23 protein-coding genes and 1 tRNA gene are annotated in these 21,285 nt (G+C 72.7%); 7 read left to right on the top strand and 17 right to left on the bottom strand.

The window, feature by feature from the left end:
* Positions 1–7 precede the first annotated feature (7 nt).
* Positions 8–712 (bottom strand): orotidine-5'-phosphate decarboxylase, encoded by a 705-nt coding sequence (gene pyrF, locus DRV84_RS07770; protein ID WP_192881407.1) that lies wholly within the window; start codon positions 710–712, stop codon positions 8–10.
* 136 nt (positions 713–848) lie between these two features.
* Between pyrF and DRV84_RS15590 the strand changes: the two genes are divergently transcribed.
* Positions 849–998, top strand: coding sequence for a hypothetical protein (locus tag DRV84_RS15590; RefSeq protein WP_158547771.1), 150 nt, complete (start codon positions 849–851; stop codon positions 996–998).
* A 126-nt stretch (positions 999–1,124) separates the two neighbouring features.
* Entirely contained in the window at positions 1,125–3,761 is a 2,637-nt protein-coding gene (gene clpB / locus DRV84_RS07765) for an ATP-dependent chaperone ClpB (RefSeq protein WP_115979321.1), read from the top strand.
* A gap of 432 nt (positions 3,762–4,193) precedes the next feature.
* Here clpB and DRV84_RS07760 read toward each other — a convergent pair.
* A tRNA-Arg gene (locus DRV84_RS07760) sits at positions 4,194–4,270 on the bottom strand.
* Positions 4,271–4,379: 109 nt separating this feature from the next.
* Here DRV84_RS07760 and DRV84_RS07755 point away from each other — a divergent pair.
* Positions 4,380–5,402: a LacI family DNA-binding transcriptional regulator gene (locus DRV84_RS07755; RefSeq protein ID WP_115979320.1), complete on the top strand. Its 1,023-nt coding sequence runs from the start codon at positions 4,380–4,382 to the stop codon at positions 5,400–5,402.
* Between the two features lie 183 nt (positions 5,403–5,585).
* Here DRV84_RS07755 and DRV84_RS07750 read toward each other — a convergent pair whose 3' ends face one another.
* Positions 5,586–6,728, bottom strand: a complete 1,143-nt coding sequence (locus tag DRV84_RS07750) for an alpha-D-ribose 1-methylphosphonate 5-triphosphate diphosphatase (RefSeq protein ID WP_115979319.1) — start codon at positions 6,726–6,728, stop codon at positions 5,586–5,588.
* A gap of 29 nt (positions 6,729–6,757) precedes the next feature.
* Here DRV84_RS07750 and DRV84_RS07745 point away from each other — a divergent pair, with 29 nt between their 5' ends.
* Positions 6,758–7,441 (top strand): DUF1045 domain-containing protein, encoded by a 684-nt coding sequence (locus tag DRV84_RS07745; protein WP_115979318.1) that lies wholly within the window; start codon positions 6,758–6,760, stop codon positions 7,439–7,441.
* Here the strand turns inward: DRV84_RS07745 and phnN are convergent.
* Genes phnN through DRV84_RS07720 form a run of 5 tightly spaced genes read right to left on the bottom strand, consistent with a single transcriptional unit; the run spans position 7,417 to position 10,775 of the window.
* The gene (gene phnN, locus DRV84_RS07740) at positions 7,417–7,971 is read right to left on the bottom strand and encodes a phosphonate metabolism protein/1,5-bisphosphokinase (PRPP-forming) PhnN (protein WP_115979317.1); all 555 of its coding nucleotides are present in this window, start codon (positions 7,969–7,971) and stop codon (positions 7,417–7,419) included. The two genes, DRV84_RS07745 and phnN, sit on opposite strands and share 25 nt — an antisense overlap.
* Entirely contained in the window at positions 7,968–8,657 is a 690-nt protein-coding gene (gene phnL, locus DRV84_RS07735) for a phosphonate C-P lyase system protein PhnL (RefSeq protein ID WP_420852970.1), read from the bottom strand. Before phnL ends, phnN begins: the two co-directional genes overlap by 4 nt.
* Positions 8,657–9,103 carry a hypothetical protein gene (locus tag DRV84_RS07730; protein WP_147298842.1) on the bottom strand — a complete coding sequence of 149 codons (447 nt, stop codon included), beginning with the start codon at positions 9,101–9,103 and terminating at the stop codon, positions 8,657–8,659. Before DRV84_RS07730 ends, phnL begins: the two co-directional genes overlap by 1 nt.
* A complete protein-coding gene (gene phnK, locus DRV84_RS07725) occupies positions 9,100–9,927 on the bottom strand; it encodes a phosphonate C-P lyase system protein PhnK (RefSeq protein ID WP_115979315.1) in 828 nt (275 codons plus the stop codon). Before phnK ends, DRV84_RS07730 begins: the two co-directional genes overlap by 4 nt.
* Complete coding sequence (locus DRV84_RS07720; protein WP_115979314.1) at positions 9,924–10,775, bottom strand: alpha-D-ribose 1-methylphosphonate 5-phosphate C-P-lyase PhnJ; 852 nt, start codon at positions 10,773–10,775, stop codon at positions 9,924–9,926. Before DRV84_RS07720 ends, phnK begins: the two co-directional genes overlap by 4 nt.
* A gap of 137 nt (positions 10,776–10,912) precedes the next feature.
* Between DRV84_RS07720 and DRV84_RS16155 the strand changes: the two genes are divergently transcribed.
* The gene (locus tag DRV84_RS16155; protein WP_275668737.1) at positions 10,913–11,038 is read left to right on the top strand and encodes a hypothetical protein; all 126 of its coding nucleotides are present in this window, start codon (positions 10,913–10,915) and stop codon (positions 11,036–11,038) included.
* 2 nt (positions 11,039–11,040) lie between these two features.
* Here the strand turns inward: DRV84_RS16155 and DRV84_RS07715 are convergent, their stop codons facing one another.
* The 3 genes from DRV84_RS07715 to phnG are packed head-to-tail and all read right to left on the bottom strand — an operon-like array spanning position 11,041 to position 13,144.
* Positions 11,041–12,129 (bottom strand): carbon-phosphorus lyase complex subunit, encoded by a 1,089-nt coding sequence (locus DRV84_RS07715; RefSeq protein WP_115979313.1) that lies wholly within the window; start codon positions 12,127–12,129, stop codon positions 11,041–11,043.
* Positions 12,129–12,686, bottom strand: coding sequence for a phosphonate C-P lyase system protein PhnH (phnH, locus tag DRV84_RS07710; protein ID WP_115979312.1), 558 nt, complete (start codon positions 12,684–12,686; stop codon positions 12,129–12,131). The genes DRV84_RS07715 and phnH overlap by 1 nt, the downstream gene beginning before the upstream one ends.
* The gene (gene phnG / locus DRV84_RS07705) at positions 12,683–13,144 is read right to left on the bottom strand and encodes a phosphonate C-P lyase system protein PhnG (protein WP_115979311.1); all 462 of its coding nucleotides are present in this window, start codon (positions 13,142–13,144) and stop codon (positions 12,683–12,685) included. Before phnG ends, phnH begins: the two co-directional genes overlap by 4 nt.
* A 100-nt stretch (positions 13,145–13,244) precedes the next feature.
* Here phnG and phnF point away from each other — a divergent pair, with 100 nt between their 5' ends.
* On the top strand, positions 13,245–14,006 hold the full coding sequence (gene phnF, locus DRV84_RS07700) for a phosphonate metabolism transcriptional regulator PhnF (RefSeq protein ID WP_115979310.1): 762 nt from the start codon (positions 13,245–13,247) through the stop codon (positions 14,004–14,006).
* A 77-nt stretch (positions 14,007–14,083) separates the two neighbouring features.
* A complete protein-coding gene (locus DRV84_RS07695; RefSeq protein ID WP_115979309.1) occupies positions 14,084–15,268 on the top strand; it encodes an alpha-D-ribose 1-methylphosphonate 5-triphosphate diphosphatase in 1,185 nt (394 codons plus the stop codon).
* A 128-nt stretch (positions 15,269–15,396) separates the two neighbouring features.
* Here DRV84_RS07695 and DRV84_RS07690 read toward each other — a convergent pair whose 3' ends face one another.
* The 6 genes from DRV84_RS07690 to DRV84_RS07665 form a co-directional block, all read right to left on the bottom strand.
* Positions 15,397–16,014 (bottom strand): LbetaH domain-containing protein, encoded by a 618-nt coding sequence (locus DRV84_RS07690; protein WP_115979308.1) that lies wholly within the window; start codon positions 16,012–16,014, stop codon positions 15,397–15,399.
* A gap of 50 nt (positions 16,015–16,064) precedes the next feature.
* Complete coding sequence (gene phnE, locus DRV84_RS07685) at positions 16,065–17,399, bottom strand: phosphonate ABC transporter, permease protein PhnE (protein WP_115979307.1); 1,335 nt, start codon at positions 17,397–17,399, stop codon at positions 16,065–16,067.
* Positions 17,396–18,271, bottom strand: coding sequence for a phosphonate ABC transporter, permease protein PhnE (gene phnE, locus DRV84_RS07680; RefSeq protein ID WP_115979306.1), 876 nt, complete (start codon positions 18,269–18,271; stop codon positions 17,396–17,398). The genes phnE (DRV84_RS07685) and phnE (DRV84_RS07680) overlap by 4 nt, the downstream gene beginning before the upstream one ends.
* Positions 18,272–18,338: 67 nt before the next feature.
* Positions 18,339–19,241: a phosphonate ABC transporter substrate-binding protein gene (gene phnD, locus DRV84_RS07675; protein WP_115979305.1), complete on the bottom strand. Its 903-nt coding sequence runs from the start codon at positions 19,239–19,241 to the stop codon at positions 18,339–18,341.
* 74 nt (positions 19,242–19,315) lie between these two features.
* Positions 19,316–20,116, bottom strand: coding sequence for a phosphonate ABC transporter ATP-binding protein (phnC, locus tag DRV84_RS07670; RefSeq protein ID WP_115979304.1), 801 nt, complete (start codon positions 20,114–20,116; stop codon positions 19,316–19,318).
* A 162-nt stretch (positions 20,117–20,278) separates the two neighbouring features.
* Positions 20,279–21,277 carry an ABC transporter substrate-binding protein gene (locus DRV84_RS07665; protein WP_115979367.1) on the bottom strand — a complete coding sequence of 333 codons (999 nt, stop codon included), beginning with the start codon at positions 21,275–21,277 and terminating at the stop codon, positions 20,279–20,281.
* Positions 21,278–21,285: the final 8 nt, after the last annotated feature.

Genomic DNA, 21,285 nt, shown 5'->3' with positions numbered 1-21,285 from the left:
GGCGCGCTCAGCGCGGCGGCAGCGCGTCGCGCACGGCCTCCGCCGCGGCGCGCGGGTTCGACGCCTGCCAGACGGGGCGGCCGACGACGATGTGATCGGCCCCGGCGCGGATCGCGGCCTCGGGCGTGGCGATGCGCTTCTGATCGCCGGCGTCGGCCTCGGCCGGGCGCACGCCAGGCGTCACGATCAGCCGGCCCGCCGCCTCCGGCAGCGCGCGGAGCGCCGCGGCCTCCTGCGGGGAGGCGATGACGCCGCCGGCGCCGGCCTCGAAGGCGCGCGCGGCGCGTTCGGCCACCAGATCGGGCAGCGCGCCCGCGCGGATCAGCGCCGAATCGAGGTCCGCGCGGTCGAGCGACGTGAGGATCGTGACGGCGAGGATCGTCAGCCCGGAGCCCGCCGCCCCCTCCGCCGCGGCGCGCACCACGTAGGGATCGCCGTGCACGGTCAGGAAATCGAGGTCGAAGCGGGCGAGCCCGCGCACCGCGGCCTCCACCGTCGCGCCGATGTCGAAGAGCTTCATGTCGAGGAAGATGCGCTTTCCGTGCTCGGCCTTGAGCTCGTTGGCGAGCGCGAGCCCGCCGCCCGTGAGCATGCCGAGCCCGATCTTGTAGAAACTCACGGCCTCGCCGAGCTGCCCGGCGAGGGTCAGGCCCGCGTGGGCGTCGGGCACGTCGAGGGCGACGATCAGGCGGTCGTCGGCGTGGGCAGGCATGGGCACATCCTCCGGATGGCGCCGGGCTTGCCGCAAAACGCGGGGCCGCACAAGGCGCGGAACCCCTTGCGGCGCGCACCGGTTGCGGGGACGAGAGGCGGCGCGCGCGGCGCCGCCGCAGCGCACGGAGGAGACGATGGCGAAGCGCAGACGCGGCACGACAGGCATCGCGGTGGCGGTGGCCGCGCTCCTGATCCTCGCCGGGATCGCGGCGATCTGGGTGGTGCGGAGCGCCGACCGCGAGATGGTGACCGAGACCCCGGCGGCCGAGGAAGCGGGCGGCTGACGCCGGGGCTGTTGTCCACTTGCAACAGGCCGCGCCCCTTCCCATCTCGATCCCGCGAGGCTTCCGAGGGGCCGCGCCGCCGGGCGGGCGGCCGACAGGGGGCGCTTGAAGAAGGAGAGAAACGTCATGGACTTGTCGAAGTTCACGGAACGGTCGCGCGGCTTCATGCAGGCGGCGCAGACCATCGCGGTGCGCGAGGGACACCAGAAGCTCGCCCCCGAGCACCTGCTGAAGGCGCTGATGGACGACGAGCAGGGGCTCGCCGCCAACCTGATCCGCCGCGCCGGCGGCGCGCCCGAGCGCGTCTCCGAGGCGGTCGAGGCCGCGCTCGCCAAGGTGCCGCAGGTCTCGGGCAGCGGGGCGGGGCAGGTCTATCTCGACCAGCAGACCGCCAAGGTCATGGACGAGGCCGAGAAACTCGCCAAAAAGGCCGGCGACAGCTTCGTGCCCGTGGAGCGCATCCTCACCGCGCTCGGCATGGTGAAGAGCCCGGCGAAAGAGGCGCTCGAGGCCGGCGCGGTCAGCCCGCAGAAGCTCAACGAGGCGATCAACGACCTGCGCAAGGGCCGCACCGCCGACACCGAGAGCGCGGAAGAGGGCTACGACGCGCTCCGCAAATACGCGCGCGACCTGACCGAGGCCGCCGAAGAGGGCCGGATCGACCCGATCATCGGGCGCGACGAGGAAATCCGCCGCGCCATGCAGGTGCTCTCGCGCCGGACGAAGAACAACCCCGTGCTGATCGGCGACCCCGGCGTCGGCAAGACCGCCATCGCCGAGGGTCTCGCCCTGCGCATCGTGAACGGCGACGTGCCGGAGAGCCTGCGCGACAAGAAGCTGCTCGCGCTCGACATGGGCGCGCTGATCGCGGGGGCGAAGTATCGCGGCGAGTTCGAGGAGCGGCTGAAGGCGGTGCTGTCCGAGATCACCGCCGCCGCGGGCGAGATCATCCTCTTCATCGACGAGATGCACACGCTCGTCGGCGCCGGCAAGGCCGACGGCGCGATGGACGCCTCCAACCTCCTGAAGCCCGCGCTCGCGCGGGGGGAGCTGCACTGCGTCGGCGCCACGACGCTCGACGAATACCGCAAGCACGTCGAGAAGGACGCGGCGCTCGCCCGGCGGTTTCAGCCGCTTTACGTGGACGAGCCGACGATGGAGGACACGGTCTCCATCCTGCGCGGCATCAAGGAGAAGTACGAGCTTCACCACGGCGTGCGCATCTCCGACAGCGCGCTCGTGGCCGCGGCGCAGCTTTCGGACCGCTACATCACCGACCGCTTCCTGCCGGACAAGGCGATCGACCTGATGGACGAGGCGGCGAGCCGCCTGCGCATGGAGGTGGACTCCAAGCCCGAGGAGCTCGACCAGCTCGACCGCCAGATCCTGCAGATGCAGATCGAGGCCGAGGCGCTCAAGAAGGAGGACGACGCCGCCTCCCGAGATCGGCTCGAGAAGATCGAGAAGGAGCTCGCCGAGCTGCAGGAGCGCTCCGCCGAGATGACCGCCCGCTGGCAGGCCGAGCGCGACAAGCTCGCCTCCGCGCGCGAGCTCAAGGAACAGCTCGACCAGGCGCGCAACGAGCTCGAGCAGGCCAAGCGCGAGGGCAACCTCGCCCGCGCCGGGGAACTCTCCTACGGCATCATCCCGCAGCTCGAATCGCAGCTCGCCGAGGCCGAGGCCCGCGAGGGCGAGGGCGAGACCGAGGACGGAGTCATGGTCGAGGAGGCCGTGCGCCCCGAGCAGATCGCGGCGGTGGTCGAGCGCTGGACCGGCATCCCGATGTCCAAGATGCTCGAGGGCGAGCGCGAGAAGCTCCTGCGCATGGAGGAGGAGCTCCACGCCCGCGTGGTCGGGCAGGATCAGGCCGTCACCGCAGTGGCCAACGCCGTGCGCCGCGCGCGCGCCGGGCTCAACGACGAGAACCGGCCGCTGGGCTCGTTCCTCTTCCTCGGGCCCACCGGCGTCGGCAAGACGGAGCTCACCAAGTCGCTCGCCGATTTCCTCTTCGACGACGAGAGCGCGATGGTGCGCATCGACATGTCGGAGTTCATGGAGAAGCACTCGGTCGCCCGGCTGATCGGCGCGCCGCCGGGCTACGTCGGCTACGAGGAAGGCGGCGTCCTGACCGAGGCGGTGCGCCGCCGGCCCTATCAGGTCGTGCTCTTCGACGAGGTCGAGAAGGCCCACCCGGACGTCTTCAACGTGCTCCTGCAGGTGCTCGACGACGGCATGCTCACCGACGGGCAGGGCCATCACGTCGACTTCAAGCAGACGCTGATCGTGCTCACCTCCAACCTCGGCAGCCAGGCGCTGAGCCGTCTGCCGGAGGGCGCGGACTCGAGCCAGGCCAAGGGCGAGGTCATGGAGGCGGTGCGCAACCACTTCCGCCCCGAGTTCCTGAACCGGCTCGACGAGATCATCGTCTTCGACCGGCTGGAGCGCGCGGACATGACCGGCATCGTCGAGATCCAGCTCGGCGAGCTTCAGAAGCGGCTCGCGGCCCGGAAGATCCGGCTGGAGATGGACGAGGCGGCGAAGGAATGGCTCGCGAACGAGGGCTACGATCCGGTCTTCGGCGCGCGCCCGCTCAAGCGGGTGATCCAGAAGGCGCTGCAGGACCCGCTCGCCGAGATGCTGCTCGGCGGAGAGGTGAAGGACGGCGACGTGATCCCGGTGAGCGCCGGGGCCGACGGCCTGCTGATCGGGGACCGGGTCGGCCGCTCCGACCGGCAGCCGCCGGAGGAAGCCGTGCTGCACTGACGCGGCGCCTCGCCTCGAAGCACGAAAGCCCCCGCCGCGCCGGCGGGGGCTTTTTCATGCGCGGGCGCTCTCCGGACTGCGGCGAAGACCGTGCACACCGCGTCGATCCATCCGGCCCCGACCGCAAACATGCGCGGCCCGTCGCGGCGAGCAGGGCGCGACCCCCGGAGCCGGCGCGCACCGGGAGGCGCAGACGGGTCGGACGTCGACCGCGGCGACCGGAGCACGCCCCGGCACACCACCGGTGGCAGGCGGCTCTCTGAAATACCCTCGCCTCGCATGGAGAAACGCGCCGATCCGCCGCGTCGATACAGCCGAGCGTCCTGACGCGCCGACCCTTCCGGCAAGGCGGCCGAACACCCGAAGGCCCGCGTTTTATCCTCAACAAACAGGATAGTGGCGGATACTTGCATCAACATGAGGAGACACAGCTGGCGACCCCGGCAGGATTCGAACCTGCAACCTGCCCCTTAGGAGGGGGCTGCTCTATCCGGTTGAGCCACGGGGCCGCGCGCTGGCGTGATAGCCCGCCGCGGCGGGTTTGTCACCCGGGCGGCGGCTTGCGGGGCGTGGGGGCGCGGGATAGGCTCGCGCAGCTTTCACGGATCGGATGCGCTCTTGAGCCGACAGGACAAACGGCCGCTCACCCTGCGCGACGTCTCGGAGGCCTCGGGCGTCTCCGAGATGACGGTGAGCCGGGTGCTGCGCAACCGCGACGACGTCTCGGCGCGCACCCGGGAGAAGGTGCTCGCCGCGGTGCGCGAGCTCGGCTACGTGCCCAACCGCATCGCCGGCGGGCTGGCGAGCCAGCGGGTCAATCTCGTCGCGGTGATCGTGCCCTCCTTCGGCAATCTCGTCTTTCCCGAGGTCCTCTCGGGCATCAGTGAAGTGCTGGAGGCCGACGGCTTGCAGCCCGTCGTCGGCATGACCGACTACCTCCCCAAGAAGGAGGAGCGCGTCCTGCACGAGATGCTCTCGTGGCGGCCCTCGGGCGTGATCGTCGCGGGGCTCGAGCATTCCGACCCCGCGCGGGCGATGCTGCGCGCGGCGCACATGCCGGTGGTCGAGATCATGGACACCGACGGCGAGCCGGTTGACGCCGCGGTCGGCATCTCGCACCGCCGCGCGGGGCGCGAGATGGCGCGCGCGATCCTCGCCGAGGGGTATCGGCGGATCGGCTTTCTCGGCACCAAGATGCCGCTCGACCACCGGGCGCGAAAACGCTTCGAGGGTTTCGTCGAGGCGCTCGCCAAGGGCGGCGTGGAGCTCGAGGACCGCGCATTCTATTCTGGCGGCTCGGCGCTCGCCAAGGGGCGCGAGATGACGCGCGACATGCTCGGGCGGAGCCCGGAGCTCGATTTCCTCTATTACTCCAACGACCTGATCGCGGCGGGCGGGCTGTTGTGGCTGATGGAGCAGGGGATCGAGATCCCCGGCCGCCTCGGGCTCGCCGGGTTCAACGGGCTGACGCTTCTGGACGGGCTGCCGCGGCGGATCGCGACGATGGACGCCTGCCGCCGCGAGATCGGGCGCCGCGCCGCGCGCATCGTGGCCGACCGCGTGGCCGGCCGCGACCCGGGGGAGCGGATCGTCACGCTGACGCCGACGATCGACGAGGGCGACACGCTTCGGCGGCGGTGAGGCGGCGGTGAGGCGGCGCGGGGTGCGCGCGACGCCCGCGGATGTGCGATGCGCCGGGGCAGCCCCGAGTCCCGAGGGCCCCGTCCAGCGGGCGCTTATCGGTCCCTCCGGTCCCTCTGCGCGCCGCGGCGAAGAGCGCCCGCCCGGGCGCGATGCGCCGCGCCCCGGGGCGCCGCGCCGCCGTCAGGCCACGCGGGCGCCGCGGACCCAGACGCCCTGCACCATCGGCACGCCGGCGCGCTCGCCGAAGCGGATGACGTCGGCGCGCCGCCCCTCGATCAGCGCGCCCCGGTCGGAGAGGCCTGCCGCCTCGGCCGGCGCGCGCGTCACGGTGGCCAGCCCGCGCGCCATGTCGTCCCAGAGCCGGCCCAGCCGCACCGCACCCAGCAGGAGCGCGGCGGGCACGTAATCCGACGACAGGATATCGAGAAGCCCCGCCGCGGCTAGGTCCTGCGCGGCCACGTTGCCCGAGTGCGAGCCGCCGCGGATCAGGTTGGGCGCGCCCATCATCACCGGGATGCCGGCGGCGCGGCAGGCGCGGGCGGCTTCCTCGGTCGTCGGAAACTCGGCGAGGCGCACGCCGTTCGCCGCGGAGGCGGCGACATGCGCGGCCGTGGTGTCGTCGTGGCTCGCCAGCACCGCGCCGTAGCCCTGCGCCGCCGCGACGGCGTGGCGCTCGTGGGCGTCGCCGTGGCGCGCGCGCAGCTCCTTGAGTTCGGCGACGTGCTCGACGAACTCCGCCTCGGTCATGCCGACCTTGCCGGAGACGTAGGCGCGCAGCTTCGAGAGGTCGCGAAACTGCCGCTGGCCCGGCGTGTGGTCCATCAGGCTGACGATGCCGACGCGGTCCGCGGGGCCGAAAGCGTCCATCTCCTCGGGCAGCGTCTCGGAACAGATCTCGGCGCGCAGGTGCAGGAAATGGCTGATCCGGAGCGCGCCCGCCTCGCGCAATTCCAGAAGCTCGCTCGCAAGGCGCCGCGCGTAGGGCAGGTAGCGGCGCTTGCCGCCGGGGTTGGAGCCCACGCGCATCGCGTCGAACACCGTGGTGATGCCGCAGCCGGCGAGCTCCGCGTCATGCGCCACCAGCGCGGCGGCATGGGGCCAGTCCACCTTCGGGCGCGGCTCGATGTGGCGTTCGAGGTTATCGGTGTGCAACTCCACGAGCCCCGGCGCGACCCAGTCGCCGCCGCAGTCCTCGGCGCCCGCAGGCACGCCTTCGCCCGGTTCGATCCCGGCGATCCGGTCGCCCTCGAGGTGCAGCCGCCCGGTCACGACCCGGTCGGGCAGGATCAGGCGGGCATTGGCGAGGATCGTTTGCCGTGTCATGCGGGGCCCCGTCGGATGGAGGGATTGCGATGGGTTGGGAGCGATACGCGGTCTACGCGCTGCCCGACGGCGCGCTCGGCGCGGCGGGCGCGGCGTGGCTCGGCTGGGACGCGCGGGCGGGGCGCGCACTGGCGCAGCCGGAGGTGCCGGGGCTGCCGCGACCCGCGGCGGAGCTCACCGAACGGGCGCGGCGCTACGGCTTTCACGCGACGATCAAGCCGCCCTTCCGCCTGGCCGAGGGACGCACCGAGGCGGAGTTGCGCGCCGCCTTCGACGCCTTCTGCGCGCGGGCCTGGCCGGCGCGGGCCGAGGGGCTCGCCGTCGCCGCGGTCGGTCCCTTCCTCGCGCTCCGGCCCGAGGGCGGCGCGGTGGAGCTCGACCGGCTCGCGTGCGCCACGGTGGAGGTGCTCGACGCCTTCCGCGCGCCCGCGGACGCGGCGGAGCTCGCCCGGCGCCGCAAGCCCGGGCTCAGCCCCCGGCAGGAGGCGCTGCTGCGCCGCTGGGGCTATCCTTACGTGATGGAGGAGTTCCGCTTTCACGTCACGCTGACCTGCCCGCTGGACGAGGCCGACCGGGCGCGCGCCGAGGCCGCGCTCGCCGCGCATTTCGCGCCGGTGGCGCCGCGGCCCTTCCGGGTCGCGCACCTCGCGCTGATGGGCGAGGACGCGGAGGGGCGGTTCCACGCGGTTCACGAGGCGGCCCTCTCCGGGTAGAGCGCGGCGAGCGCCGCCTCGGCCGCCGCGCCCGGCGGGCCGGAATTGTCGATGCGGATCACCGGAACATCCTCGGGCAGGTCGGCGGGCAGCGGCGCGGCCCGCGCGAGGCGCGCGGCGATCTCGTCCGCGCTTTCGCGGCCGCGCCCGGCGAGGCGCGCGGCCAGCACTTCCGCCGGCGCCTCCAGCGCCAGCACGACGAGGCGCGGAAAGCGCGCCGCCGCCGCCCCGAGCGCCCGGCGCGAGAGATTGGCGAGGGCGTCGCGCCCCTCGGCGAGGCCCGCGAGTTCGGGCACGGGCAGCGCATAGGCGAGGCCGTGCGCCCGCCAGGCGAGGGCGAAGTCGCCCGCCGCCTCCCGCCGCGCGAAGGCCGCCTCGGAGAGCGGCTCGAAGGGTTCGCTCGCCGCCGCCGGCCGGGTGATCGCGCGGCGCGCCACGTGCAGGCCGGGCCGGCGGGCGGCCATCTCGGCCATCACCGTGTCCTTGCCCACGCCCGAGGGGCCGACCACCGCGATCAGCCGCCCGCTCATGCCGCGGCCCGCGGGGTGAAGGTGCCGACGTCCACCTCCCGGTCGCAGACGCGCGCGCGCGCCGCCTCGTCGTGGAAGATGCCGAGGATCGCCGCGCCGCGGGCCTTGGCCTCCTCGACCAGCGTCAGCACCACCTCGCGATTGCCGGCGTCGAGGCTCGCCGTCGGCTCGTCCAGCAGAAGCGCCGGGTAGGCGTGCGCGAAGCCGCGCGCGATGTTCACGCGCTGCTGCTCGCCGCCCGAGAAGGTCGTGGGCGAGAGGCTCCAGAGCCGCTCGGGCAGGTTGAGCCGGGCGAGCAGCCCGCGCGCCCGCTCGAGCGCGGCGTCGCGCTCGGTGCCGACGCGCAGGAGCGGCTCGGCCACCACCTCGAGCGTGGGCACCCGCGGGACGACGCGCAGGAACTGGCTGACGTAGCCCAGCCGGTCGCGGCGCAGCGCGAGGATCTCGCGGGGCGCGGCCCGCGCCACGTCCACGCCGCAGACCCCGATCCGCCCGGCGCGGGCGAGGTAGTTGCCGTAGACCATGCGCATCAGCGTGGACTTGCCCGCGCCCGAGGCGCCGGTGAGCGCGACGCACTCCCCCGCGCCCACGTCGAGCCGCGCGCCCGCCATCACCGGGATCGCCGCGCCGCCCTGATTGTGGAGCGTGAAATCCTTCGACGCGCCCTCGATCTCGATCACCGCCATCAGATGCACTCCTTGCGCCGGACGATCACGCGCGCCGCCACCGCCGAGGCCGCCATCAGCCCCGCCGCCACAACCCCCGGCGCCATTGGACCGCCGAGGTGCCCGCCGGTCTCCGGCATCGGGCCGAAGGTCATGCCGTGGCCCGAGGCGATCCGCGCCGGCGGCAGGACGAGCATGGCGACCGCCGCGACGATCCCGAGGCTCGCCGCCCGTTCGCAGGCGACGCCCCCGCCCGTCGCGTCGCGCGGCGCTCCCGCCGCCCGCGACAGGCCCCCCGCCTGCCCGGCGATAGGGCGCACGTCGCGCTGCGCGCGCTTCCGCGGTCCCTCGTGGCGGCCCGGCACGGGCGTGCCGCAGCCGAGCGGCTGACCGGCCGCCACGCGGTCGGGGCCGACGCCCCGCGCTTCGGCGCGCCCGCCCGCGACGAGGTGGCCGGTCCGCATCATGCCTGCAGCACCGAGGCGACGAGAAGCTGGGTGTAGGCGTGCTGCGGATCGTCGAGGACCTGATCCGTCAGCCCCTGTTCGACCACGTGCCCGCCCTGCATCACCATCAGCCGGTCGGCGAGCAGCCGCACCACGGCGAGGTCGTGGGTCACGATGATCACCGAGAGCCCCATCTCGCGCACCAGTCCGCGCAGGAGGTCGAGAAGCCGCGCCTGCACGCTCACGTCGAGCCCGCCGGTGGGCTCGTCCATGAAGACGAGCCGCGGGCCCGTGACCAGCGTGCGCGCGATCTGCAGCCGCTGCTGCATGCCGCCCGAGAAGGCCGAGGGCCGGTCGTCGATCCGGTCGGCGGCGATCTCCACCCGGCCGAGCCAGTCGAGCGCGGCGCCGCGGATGCGCCCGTAGTGCTGCGCGCCGGTGCCCATCAGGCGCTCGCCCACGTTGCCGCCGGCGGAGACGCCCATCCTGAGCCCGTCGCGCGGGTTCTGGTGGACGAAGGCCCAGTCGGTGCGCATCAGCCGCCGCCGCGCCCCCTCGCCGAGCGCCGCCGTGTCGGTCAGCCCGTCCTTCATCTCGTAGAGCACGCGCCCCGCGTCCGGCGCGAGCTGCCCCGAGAGGCAGCCGAGCAGGGTGGATTTGCCCGAGCCGGATTCGCCCACGATCCCCATGACCTCGCCGGGCCAGAGATCGAAGGAGACATCGGCGCAGCCGAGGCGGGCCCCGTAGTGCTTCGTCACCCCCTCGACCGAGAGAAGGGGGCCGCCGGGCCCAAGGCCTTTGGAAAGGCCTTGGGAAAATCCTTGCAAGGATTTTCCGTCGCTCATGCCGCCGCCTCCGTGCCCCGGTGGCCGGCCGCGCGTCGGCCGGCGCAGTAGTCGGTGTCCGAGCAGACGAACATCCGCCCGCCCGCGTCGTCGACGATCACCTCGTCGAGATAGCTTTCGCGCGCCCCGCAGAGCGCGCAGGGATGCTCCGCCTTCGAGGGGTCGAAGGGGTGATCCTCGAAGTCGAGGCTCTCCACCCGCGTCCAGGGCGGCAGGGCGTAGATGCGCTGCTCGCGCCCGGCGCCGAAGAGCTGGATCGCGGGGCTCTCGAGCTTGGGGTTGTCGAACTTCGGGATCGGCGACGGATCCATCACGTAGCGCCCCGCCGCCCGCGCCGGGTAGGCGTAGGAGGTCGCGATCTCGCCGTGGCGCGCGATGTCCTCGTAGAGCTTGACGTGCATCAGCCCGTAATCCTCGAGCGCGTGCATCTTGCGCGTCTCCACCTCCGAAGGCTCGAGAAAGCGCAGGGGCTCCGGGATCGGCACCTGGTAGACGAGGATCTGGTCCCCGGTGAGCGGCGTCTCGGGCACGCGGTGGCGGGTCTGGATCACGCTGGCCTCGGCCGTGCGCTCGGTGGTGGCCACGCCCGCCACCCGCTGGAAGAAACGCCGGATCGAGACCGCGTTGGTCGTGTCGTCCGCGCCCTGATCGATCACCTTGAGCGTGTCGTCGGGCGTCAGCGTGGCCGCGGTCACCTGCACGCCGCCGGTGCCCCAGCCGTAGGGCATCGGCATCTCGCGGCTGGCGAAGGGCACCTGATAGCCGGGGATCGCCAGCCCCTTGAGGATCGCGCGGCGGATCATCCGCTTCGTCGGCTCGTCGAGATAGGCGAAGTTGTAGTCGCTCATCGCGCGCCTCCTGCCGCCGGGCGGTTCGTGGCACGGGCGCGACGGCCCGCGGCGTCCCGCGCGTTCACCATGAAATCGTCCCATTTCCGCGTCAGGATGGCCCCGGACGACCCGGAGACAGCTGAAAGGACGGGACAATGGATATCGTCGCCACCATGGCCACGGGGCCGCTCGGCCTCGCCGCGGGGGTCGCGCTCGTCGCCGGCGCCGCGCTCAGGCTGCGGCGTCTGCGCGCCGCGGCGCCGGAGAAAGATCGCGCCTGAGGTCATTCCGCGGCCTCCCTTTCGGAGGCCGCGGCCGCCTCGCGGCGCAGCCGGCGGACGAGTTCCAGCTCGGACTGGAAATCGACGTAGTGGGGCAGCTTGATGTGCTCGAGGAACCCCGTCGCCTGAATGTTGTCGGCGTGCGAGAGGACGAACTCCTCGTCCTGCACCGGCGCGCCGGTGTCCTCCTCGCCGAGCTCCTTCCAGCGCAGCGCGCGATCCACGAGCGCCATGGCGATCGCCTTGCGCTCCGACTGCCCGAAGACGAGGCCGTAGCCGCGGGTGAACTGCGCGGGCTCGGTCTTCGACCCGGTGAACTGGTTCACCGTCTCGCATTCGGTGAGCTCCACCTCGCCGATCTCGACGGCGAAGCCGAGCTCGGGGATGTCGAGCTCCACCGCCACGGCGCCGATGCGCAGCTCGCCCACGAAGGGGTGGTTGCGGCCGTAACCGCGCTGCGAGGAATAGGCGAGGCTCAGCAGGAAGCCCTCGTCCCCCCGCGCGAGCGCCTGCAGCCGCAGCGCCCGGTCGGCGGGCAGTTCCAGCGGCGCGCGGGTCAGGTCGCCCGGCGTCGCGTCGCCGTCGGCCTCCGGCTGGATCACGCCCTCGCGGTCGAGATACCCCAGAACGTGGGGCGCCGGGTCCGGCGCCGCGTCGGCCTCGGGCGCTTCGGGCGTCTCGCCTTCGGCGGCGAGCACGAAGTCCAGAAGGCGGTGCGTGTAGTCGAAGGTCGGCCCGAGGATCTGCCCGCCCGGCACGTCCTTGAAGGTGGCCGAGACGCGGCGGATCACGCGCATCGCGGCCGTCTCCACGGGGCGCGAATAGCCGAGCCGCGGCAGCGTCGTCTTGTAGGCGCGGATCAGGAAGATCGCCTCGATCATGTCGCCGCGCGCCTGCTTGATCGCCAGCGCGGCGAGGTCCGCGTCGTAGAGCGCGCCCTCCGCCATCACCCGGTCGACGGCGAGCGCGAGCTGCTCGCGGATCTGCGCGAGCGTCAGACCGGCGACTGAGGCATCGCCCCGCCGCGCTTCGGCGAGCCAGGCGTGCGCGTTGTCGATCGCCCGCTCGCCGCCCTTGACCGCGACATACATCAGAGCACCCGTGTCGAGCGCGGCACCGCCGCGAGGCGGTCGCCGCAGGTGAAGAAGAAATCGAGCCCCAGCGGAAAGGCCCCGTGATTGGCGCGCAGCGCCTCCGGGTCCGGCAGGTCGAGCCGCGCCTCCGTCTCGATGCCCGGCCCGGCGAGGCGCGCCCCCTCGGACGCGAGCCGCTCCGTCTCGACGATCAGCGTCGCGGAGCGGTCGGGATATTCGGGCACGCCCTGCGCGTAGCTCTCCAGCGGCAGGAGCGCCGCCCAGTCGCCGAGCGCGAAGGCGGCCGCGCCCCGCGCGACGAGCGGCGCGCCGGTGTGAAAGGCGATCCAGGCGCGCACCGCCTCGCTGTCCGCGCGCCCGGCGAGGTGGAGCGGTGTGTCCGCGTCGCAGAGCGTGAGCACCAGCACCCCCGCCGCGACCGAGAGCGGCGCGGGCGGCGCGACGCCGCCCACCCGCTCGATCCGGCCGGGGCGGGCCATCGCCGACATCGCGGCGCGGAAGGCCTGCGCCGCCTCGACCGGGGGATCGGCGAAGCCGCCGGGAACCGCGTTCATCCGTTCTCTCCCCGTGCCATGGTGAAGAACTCGACCCGGGTCGCCGCCGCGCGGCGGGCGCGGGCGGCGCGGCGCGCGGCCTCGGCCTCGGCCAGCGGGGCGAGGATGCGGTCGCGCACGGTCGCGGCCTCGGCCCCCTGCATCAGCGCATCCGCGAGCGCCGCGCGGCGGGCATGCGCCTTGTCGCGGCCCTGCACGTGGGCGTGCCCCTCGCGCCCGTCGGCGAGGCGCAGCGCGCAGCGCGTCACCGTCATCTCGCCGAGGTTGAAGGGTGCGCCCTGCGCGCCGGCGCGGCCGCGTACCATCACGGCGCCGGTCTCGGGCGGGCGGAGCCAGTCGTGCGCGGGCGCCTCGAGGCCCGCGTCGGCCCAGAGGCGGGCGAGCTCCCCCGCCGGCGCGCGCGCCAGAAGGCCCATCCACCCCTGCCGCGTCCCGATCGCCTGTTCCATGCCGCTCATCGCGCGCTTGCTCCGCCGAGTCTGTTTCTATACAACTAGACAGGTCCATACTCTCCGTGGCCCCGCCGCGCAATCCCGCCCTCCGTGAAGTTTCCGTGACATGCCCCGCACGCCGCTCTGGACCGCCATCGAGACCGCCCTCACCGAGGACATCGCCGAGGGGCGCTACGCCTCCGGCGACCGGCTGCCGAGCGAGGCGGCGCTGGCCGCGCGCTTCGGCGTGAACCGCCACACCGTGCGCCGCGCGCTCGCCGCGCTGGCCGAGGCGGGCCTCGTGCACGCGCGCCGCGGCGCCGGCGTCTTCGTGCAGCATGCCCCGACGGAGTATCCCATCGGCCGGCGCACGCGGTTTCACCGCAACCTCGCCGCCGCCGGGCGCCTGCCCGCGCGCGAGATCCGGCTGCTGGAGACGCGGGCGGCCGACGCGCGCGAGGCCGAGGCGCTGAACCTCGCGCCGGGCGACCCCGCGCTCGTCTGCGAGGGGCGCTCGCTCGCCGACAACCAGCCGCTCGCGCTCTTCCGCAGCGTCTTTCCCGCCGCGCGGCTGCCGGGGCTGGAACCCGCGCTGCGCGAGCTTTCCTCGGTCACCGCGGCGCTCGCGCGGGCGGGGGTGCCGGACTACACGCGCCGCGTCACGCGCGTGACGGCCCGCGCGGCCACCGCGACGCAGGCTGCGCAGCTCCGCGTGCCCGAGGGCGCGCCGCTCCTGCGCAGCGTCGCCGTCAACACCGACCCGGAGGGCACGCCGGTCGAGTTCGGCACGACCTGGTTCGCGGGCGACCGCGTGACGCTCACCGTCTCGGAGCCGGGCGAGGGGCCGGACGAGGGGGGCGAGCAGGCCGACGATCCGGCAGACGCCTGACATCCCGCACTTTTGTCACCGCCGCGACACAAAGGGATGTTACGTAATCCGCAAATTATCCACAGACGGATCGCCCCGTGTCCACCGCGCCCCTTTCCCTTCGCCTCACCGGCGCGACCGTCCTGCGCGACGGCGCCCTTCAGGAGCGGTCCGTCGCCGTCGCCGAGGGGCGCATCACCAAGGGGCCGCTGCCGGCGGTGGACCTCTCGGGGTATCTCGTGCTGCCGGGGATCGTCGATCTGCACGGCGATGCCTTCGAGCGTCAGCTCGCCCCGCGCCCGACGGCCGAGCTGCCGCTGGAGATGGCGCTGCGCGCCACCGACCGCGAGGCGGCCGCCAACGGCGTGACCACCGCCTGGCTCGCGCAGGGCTGGTCGTGGGAGGGCGGCCGGCGCGGACCCGATCAGGCGGAGCTCCTGCTGCGCGCGCTGGAGGAGCACGGCCCGCGCGCGGCGAGCGACCTGCGCGTGCAACTGCGCTGCGAGACGCATACGGTGGACACGTTCGACCGCCTGCTCGACACGGTGCGCCGGCACCGGATCGACTACGTGGTGTTCAACAATCACCTCTCCGAGGCCGCCGCGCTGGCCGAGAGCGACCGCGACGCGCTGGCGCACTGGGCGCGCAGCGCCGGGGGCACCCCGGACGCTCACCTGCGCGCCGTCGCGCGGGCGCAGGCGCAGGCACGCGACGTGCCGCGTTACCTCTGCCGCCTCGCGGAGGCCTTCGACGCGCTGGGCGTGCGCTACGGCAGCCACGACGACCCCGACGGCGAAACGCGCGAGACGTTTTCCATGATCGGCGCGAAGATCTGCGAGTTCCCGCAGCGCCGCGCGGCCGCCGCGCTCGCGCGGGCGGTGGGCGACCCGGTGCTGATGGGCGCGCCCAACGTGGTGCGCGGCGGCTCGCAGGCGGGCAACGTCGCGGCGCGCGACCTGATCCGCGCGGGGCTCTGCGACGCGCTGGTGTCGGATTATCACTATCCCTCGCTCGCCGCCGCCGCCTTCCGCCTCGTGGACGAGGGGCTCGCCGATCTGCCGCGGGCCTGGGCGATGATCTCGGAGCGCCCGGCCGAGATCATGGGCCTCGCCGACCGGGGCCGCATCGACTACGGCCGCCGCGCCGATCTGACGGTGATCGACCCGCGCAACCGCGCGGTGGAGGCGACCATCGCCGGGGGGCGTCTCGCCCATCTGTCGGGCGGGGCGGCGGCGCGCTTCCTCGCCGCCGGGGGCGAGGCGCTCGCCCTCGCGGCGGAGTGAGCGTCACGCGCGCGTTACGCGGGCCGGCTAGGCAAACCGCATTGGTCGACGAATTCACCGTCCCCGGATTTCAGCGTGCATACTGAACGTATCCCGGGCGGCCCCGCGGGGCCGCCCGGATTTCGCGGTCAGCCGCCGTATTTCTCGAGAAACGCCTCGGCGCCGAGCGCGCGGAAATCGGGCAGTGCGGCGCGCAGGCGGTCGTGGTCCCAGTCCCACCACGCGAGCGCGATCAGCCGCTCGGCGATCCCGGCGGGCTGGCGCGCGCGCACGGGCCGTGCGGGGAGGCCCGCGACGATGGTGTAGGGCGCCACATCCTTCGTCACGACCGCGCCGGAGGCCACCACCGCGCCGTGGCCCACCGTGGCCTCCGGCTTGATCTGCGCCGCGTGCCCGATCCAGGTGTCGTGCCCGATCCGCGCGCGCCGCGCCTTGCGCCGCGCGAACCAGTCGGCGTCGTCCTCCGCGTCGTCCCAGTAGCTCGCCGAGCGGTACATGAAGTGATGCAGGCTCGCCCGGTCCAGCGGGTGGTCCGTCGCGCCGATGCGCACGAAGCTCGCGATGTTGGCGAAGCGGCCCACCTCGGCGTTGGCGATGTCGCAGTAACGGTCGCAGTAGGAATAATCCCCGAAGACGGACTGCGCGACGCGCGTGCCCCGGCCGACCTCGGTATAGGCGCCGAAGGTCGCCTCGGTGATCTCGCAATCCGGGTGGAGGAAGGCGCCCTCCGCCGTCAGTCGCGCCATCGCGCGCCTCCTGTCGTCTCGCTCGGTTTCATGGATGCCGGGCGGCGGGCTCAGCCCGCGTCGCCCTTGATCAGCCGCCGGCGCAGGATGCCGGAGAGCCAGTCCATCGCCATCACCGTCAGCACGATGAGGATGATGTAATAGGTCACCTCTTCCCAGTCCTTCTGGGTGATGATCGCCTGCGTGATCAGCAACCCGATGCCGCCCCCGGTGATCGCGCCGATGACCGTCGCGGAGCGGGTGTTCGATTCGAAGAAGTAGAGCACCTGGCTCAGCAGCACGGGCATCACCTGCGGGATCACCCCGAAACGGTAGCGCTGCACCGGCCGCGCGCCGGTCGAGGAGACGCCCTCGATCTGCTTGTCGTCCACGTTCTCGAGCGCCTCGGAGAAGATCTTGCCGAAGCTCCCGGTGTCGGTGAAGAGGATCGCCAGCGCGCCGGTCAGCGGCCCGGGCCCGAAGGCCCGCGAGAGCACGATCGTCCAGATCAGCGCGTCCACCCCCCGCAGGAAGTCGAAGACCCGCCGCGCCCCGAAGCGCAGCGTCATCAGCGGCGTGAAGTTCTTCGCGGCGACGAAGCCGAGCGGCAGCGCCACCACGGCGGCGCCAAAGGTGCCGAGGAAGGCCATCAGGATCGTCTCGAGCATCGCCCAGGCGACGTCGGCGTGCCGCCAGACATTGTTGCCCCAGAAGTCGGCCCATGCGCCGACGAGGTTCGGCCGCGCCTCGTCCAGCCGGGGGCCGAAGAGGATCTCGGCCGGCGTGCGGTCGTAGTAGGGGCTGTCCAGCGTGAACCAGAAGAGCTCCCAGCCGAAGAAGTAGCGGTAGGCCTCCGTCCGGCTGCGGGTCATCGTCAGCCGGCCCGCGTCGGTGCGGATGTCGAGCCGCGCGGAGGAATAGCTCACCCAGTCGGGCAGCGTCTCGGGCGCGCGGCCGATCTCGACGCCGTCCGCGCGGCTCGCCCGCGCCTCGATGCGGCCGACCTCGGGGTGGAGGTAGACGGCCGTGTTGTCCGGGCCGAAGATCACCTCGTGCCCGTCCTCGAGCGCGACGCGCGCGCCGCCGTCGTCCCGCGCGATCCAGTCGGGCTCCATCTCCGGCGGGAAGGTGCCCTTGCGCTCGCCTTCCTTGGCCACCGTGATCTCGCCCGAGCGGTTGTCGCGCGTGACGTGGACCTTGTGGCTGTAACTGTCGGCCACCAGCGTCGCGGCGTTGTCGAGGCGCGCGCGCTCGGCGAGGCCCGGAATGTCGAAGGCGAAGAAGACGTAGACGAGATAGGCGAGGATCGCCGCCGGCACGGCGAGGGCGACACGGCGCTTCGCGGCGATGCGGCGGACCGCGGCGGCGTGGCGCGCGCCGGGCGTCTCGAGGGCGGCGTCGGTCACGGCGCGATCTCCCTGCCTTGCGTCAGACGGTTGCGGAGCTGGCTCGAGAGCTGGTCCACCACGACGATCGTCAGGAAGAGCATCACGAAGATCGCCGCCGCCTCGTCGAACTTGCCCAGCCCGAAGGTCATCGAGTTGCGCAGCTCGTAGCCGATGCCGCCCGCGCCCACGAAGCCGAGGATCGCCGAGGCGCGGATGTTGATCTCGAACCGCAGGAGGCCGTAGCTCAGGTAGTTGGGCGCCACCTGCGGGATCACGCCGTAGGCCATGCGCTGGCCCCAGCTCGCGCCGACCGATTGCAGGCCCTCGACCGGCTTCAGGTCGGCATTCTCGTTCACCTCGGAATAGAGCTTGCCCAGCGCGCCCGCGGTGTGCAGCGCGATGGCGATCATGGCGGGCACCGGGCCGCTGCCCATGATGAAGATCAACACCAGAGCGACGACGATCTCCGGCAACGCGCGCAGCACGTCCATGATGCGGCGGAAGACCGGGATCAGCCGCGGGAAGGGCGCGAGGCCCTGCGTCGAGACGAGGGACAGCCCGAGCCCCCCGAAGAAGCCCAGCAGCGAGGCGAGCGCCGCGATGTTCAGCGTCTCGATCAGGGCCGGCACGTAGCGCCAGAGAAGCGCCGGCATCTCGGCGCGCTTCTCCCAGGCCTCGGCCACCACGTCGGCCGGGAAGTCCAGCATGTTGCGCCAGCCGTCCACGAAGGAGCCGGCGTTGCGCCCGTCGGCGACGGCGAAGCCGCTCGCCATGAGCACGACGAAGATCAGGAGCGTCAGCCCGCTGTAGAGCCGCCGGCGCCGCGTCAGCGCCAGATAGGCGCCGCGGGCGTCGGGCTCTCGGTCGGCGGGGGCGGCGAGGTCGGCCATGCGGTGTCCCGGATACGAAGCGGGTCCCGGCCGCACGGACCGGGACCCCGTGTCAGGCGAAGCGCCTTCAGTTCATCTCGCGCTTGCGCACTTCGATGATGGTCTCGTAGGCCTCGTGGCCGATCGGCTCGAAGCCCGCCGTCTCGCCGGCGGCGACGCCGTAGGCGCATTCCTCGTCGGTCTCGTGCAGGTTGGAGACGAGCTCGACCATGGTCTCCTTCACGTCCTCGGGCAGCGAGGTGCTGAGGACGATCGGACCTTCCGGGATCGGCTTGGACTTCCAGATCTCGACGAGCTCGTTCATGTCCACGAGGCCCGCGTCCGAGGCCTTGCGCAGCGCGCCGGAGTTGTAGCCGTCCTCCCACGCGCCGAGGCCGTCGGCCCAGGTCACGCCGGCGTCGATGTCGCCGTTGGCGACCGCGACGATGGTCTGCTCGTGCCCGCCGGTGAAGACGACGTCGCCGAAGTAGTCGCCCGGCTCCATCGAGGCGCCGGTCTCCTGCGGGACCTCGACCGAGGGGATCAGGTAGCCCGAGGTGGAGTTCGGGTCGCCGAAGCCGAAGACCTTGCCTTCCATGTCCTCGAGCGAGGCGATGCCGCTGTCGGCGCGGGCGAAGCCGATCGAGTGATAGGAGAAGGAGCCGTCGAGGTTGGTCTTGACGAGCACCGGCTCGACCGCGTCCGGGTCGGCGATATGCGTGGCCGCGTAGCCCGACGCGCCGAGCCAGGCCATGTCGATCGAGCCGCCGAGCAGGCCCTGGATCACGCCGTTGTAGTCGGCCGGCGCGAAGAGCCGCGTCGGCACGCCGAGCGCCTCCTCGGCGTAATCGGCGAGGCACTGGTTGGAGGCGAGGCGGTCCTGCGCGTTCTCGCCGCCCAGCAGGCCGATGCGGAACTCGTCGATCTCCTGCGCCATCGCCGGGGCGGCGAGGGCGGTGGTCGCCAGGGCGGCGGCAAGTGCTTTCTTCATGGTCGATCCCTCATGTCTGGTCAGGCGTGGGGTGCCCCGCGCCGCCCCTCGGGCGAGCGGGGCGGCGGAAGGGCTCAGGCGGGCACGGGCGCGGGGGCGTGCTCGCGGATCTCGGTCGAGGTGGCGGACTCGGAGAAGCTCGCGTCGGCGCCGTAGATGTCGCGCGCGACGCCGGTGGTCAGCTGCTCGGGCGTGCCGTCGAAGACGATCCGCCCCTGCCGCATGCCGATCACCCGGTCGCAGTAGCGCCGCGCGGTATCCAGCGTGTGCAGGTTGCAGACGACCATGCGCCCGTCCTCGTCGTGAATTCGGCGCAGCGTGTCCATCACGATCTGCGCGTTCATCGGGTCGAGGCTCGCGATCGGCTCGTCGGCGAGGATCATCCTCGGGTCCTGCATCAGCGCGCGCGCGATGGCGACGCGCTGCTGCTGCCCGCCCGAGAGCGCCTCGGCGCGCTTGGGCGCGTGCTCGGCGATCCCGAGCCGCTCGAGGATGTCGATGGCGCGGTGAATGTCGGCCTCCGGGTAGAGGCTGAAGAGCGTCGCCAGCGTCGAGCGGCGGTTGAGCGTGCCGTGCAGCACGTTCGCCACCACGTCCATCCGCGGCACGAGGTTGAACTGCTGGAAGATCATCGCGCAGTCCGACTGCCAGCGCCGCTTCGCCGCGCCCTCGAGCGCGGTGATCTCGGTGCCGTCGAAATGCGCCGCGCCCCCGGTCGCGTCGGTCAGGCGGTTGAGCATCCGCAGGAGGGTGGACTTCCCCGCGCCCGAGGCGCCGATGATGCCCACCATCATCGCGCGGTCCACCTCGATCGTCGCGGCGTCCACGGCGGTGTTCGCGCCGAACCGCTTCGTCAGTCCGTCGATGTGCAGCACGTCGCGCCCCCCAAGGCTGGTTTGGGCCCGGTTACGCGGGGCGCGCGAAACGCGTGTGTCGGTTTCCTGAAGGTTTTGTAAAACGCCCGGCCCGCGCCGGGCGTCGCAACGAAAAGGGGCCGGCCCGCCGGCCGGCCCCTCCCGCGCGTCAGGCGCTCCGGATCAGTTCAGCGCCGCGTCGGTCACCGCGTGCGTCCACGCGCCGTCGCCCGGGTGCTCGGTGATCACCGGCGTCGAGCCGCCCGAAAGCAGCGTCTCGACCGTGCGCTCGTAATCCGCCGGGTCCAGCGTGCCGTCCGAGCCCGCGGTGAGCTTCGCGACCTCGCCCATCATCCGCTTCTGGTGCTTTTCGGTCTGCGCGCCGGTGGCGTCGTTCTCCAGCACGATCATCGCCGCCTCGTCCGGGTTCTCCTCGGCGTATTTCCAGCCGCGCATGGAGGCGTCGACGAAGCGCGCCATCTTGTCCACGAAGGCCGGGTCCTCGAGGTTCTCCTCGAGCGTCCAGAGCCCGTCCTCCAGTGTGGCGACGCCCTGATCCTCGTACTTGAAGGTCACGAGTTCCTCGGGGCTCACGCCCGCGTCGATCACCTGCCAGTACTCGTTGTAGGTCATCGTCGAGATGCAGTCCGCCTGCCGCTGCAGCAGGGGATCGACGTTGAAGCCCTGCTTGAGCACCTCGACGCCGCTCTCGCTCTTGCCGTCGGTGTCGATGCCGAGCTTCGCCATCCAGCTCAGGAAGGGAAACTCGTTGCCGAAGAACCAGACGCCGAGCGTGCGGTTCGCGAGGTCCTCGGGCGCCTCGATGCCCGTGTCGGCCCAGCAGGTCATCATCATGCCCGACGACTTGAAGGGCTGCGCGATGTTGACGAGCGGCAGGCCGTTCTCCCGCGCGGCGAGCGCGGCGGGCATCCACTCCACGATCACGTCGGCGCCGCCGCCCGCGATCACCTGCGGCGGCGCGATGTCCGGCCCGCCCGGCCGGATCGTCACGTCGAGATCGGCCTCATCGTAGAAGCCCTTGGCCTCGGCGACGTAGTAGCCCGCGAACTGCGCCTGCGTCACCCACTTGAGCTGCAGGGTCACCTCGTCGGCGGCCTGCGCGCCCCCGGCGAGGCCCCCCGCCAGCGCCAGCCCGAGCGCCGTCCTGGTCAGGTCTTTCATCGTCATAC

Source organism: Rhodosalinus sediminis (assembly GCF_003385555.1).
GTDB classification, from domain to species: domain Bacteria; phylum Pseudomonadota; class Alphaproteobacteria; order Rhodobacterales; family Rhodobacteraceae; genus Rhodosalinus; species Rhodosalinus sediminis.
Note: the sequence above shows the minus strand (reverse complement) of the source record. Positions and strands in the feature narration are given on the sequence as shown.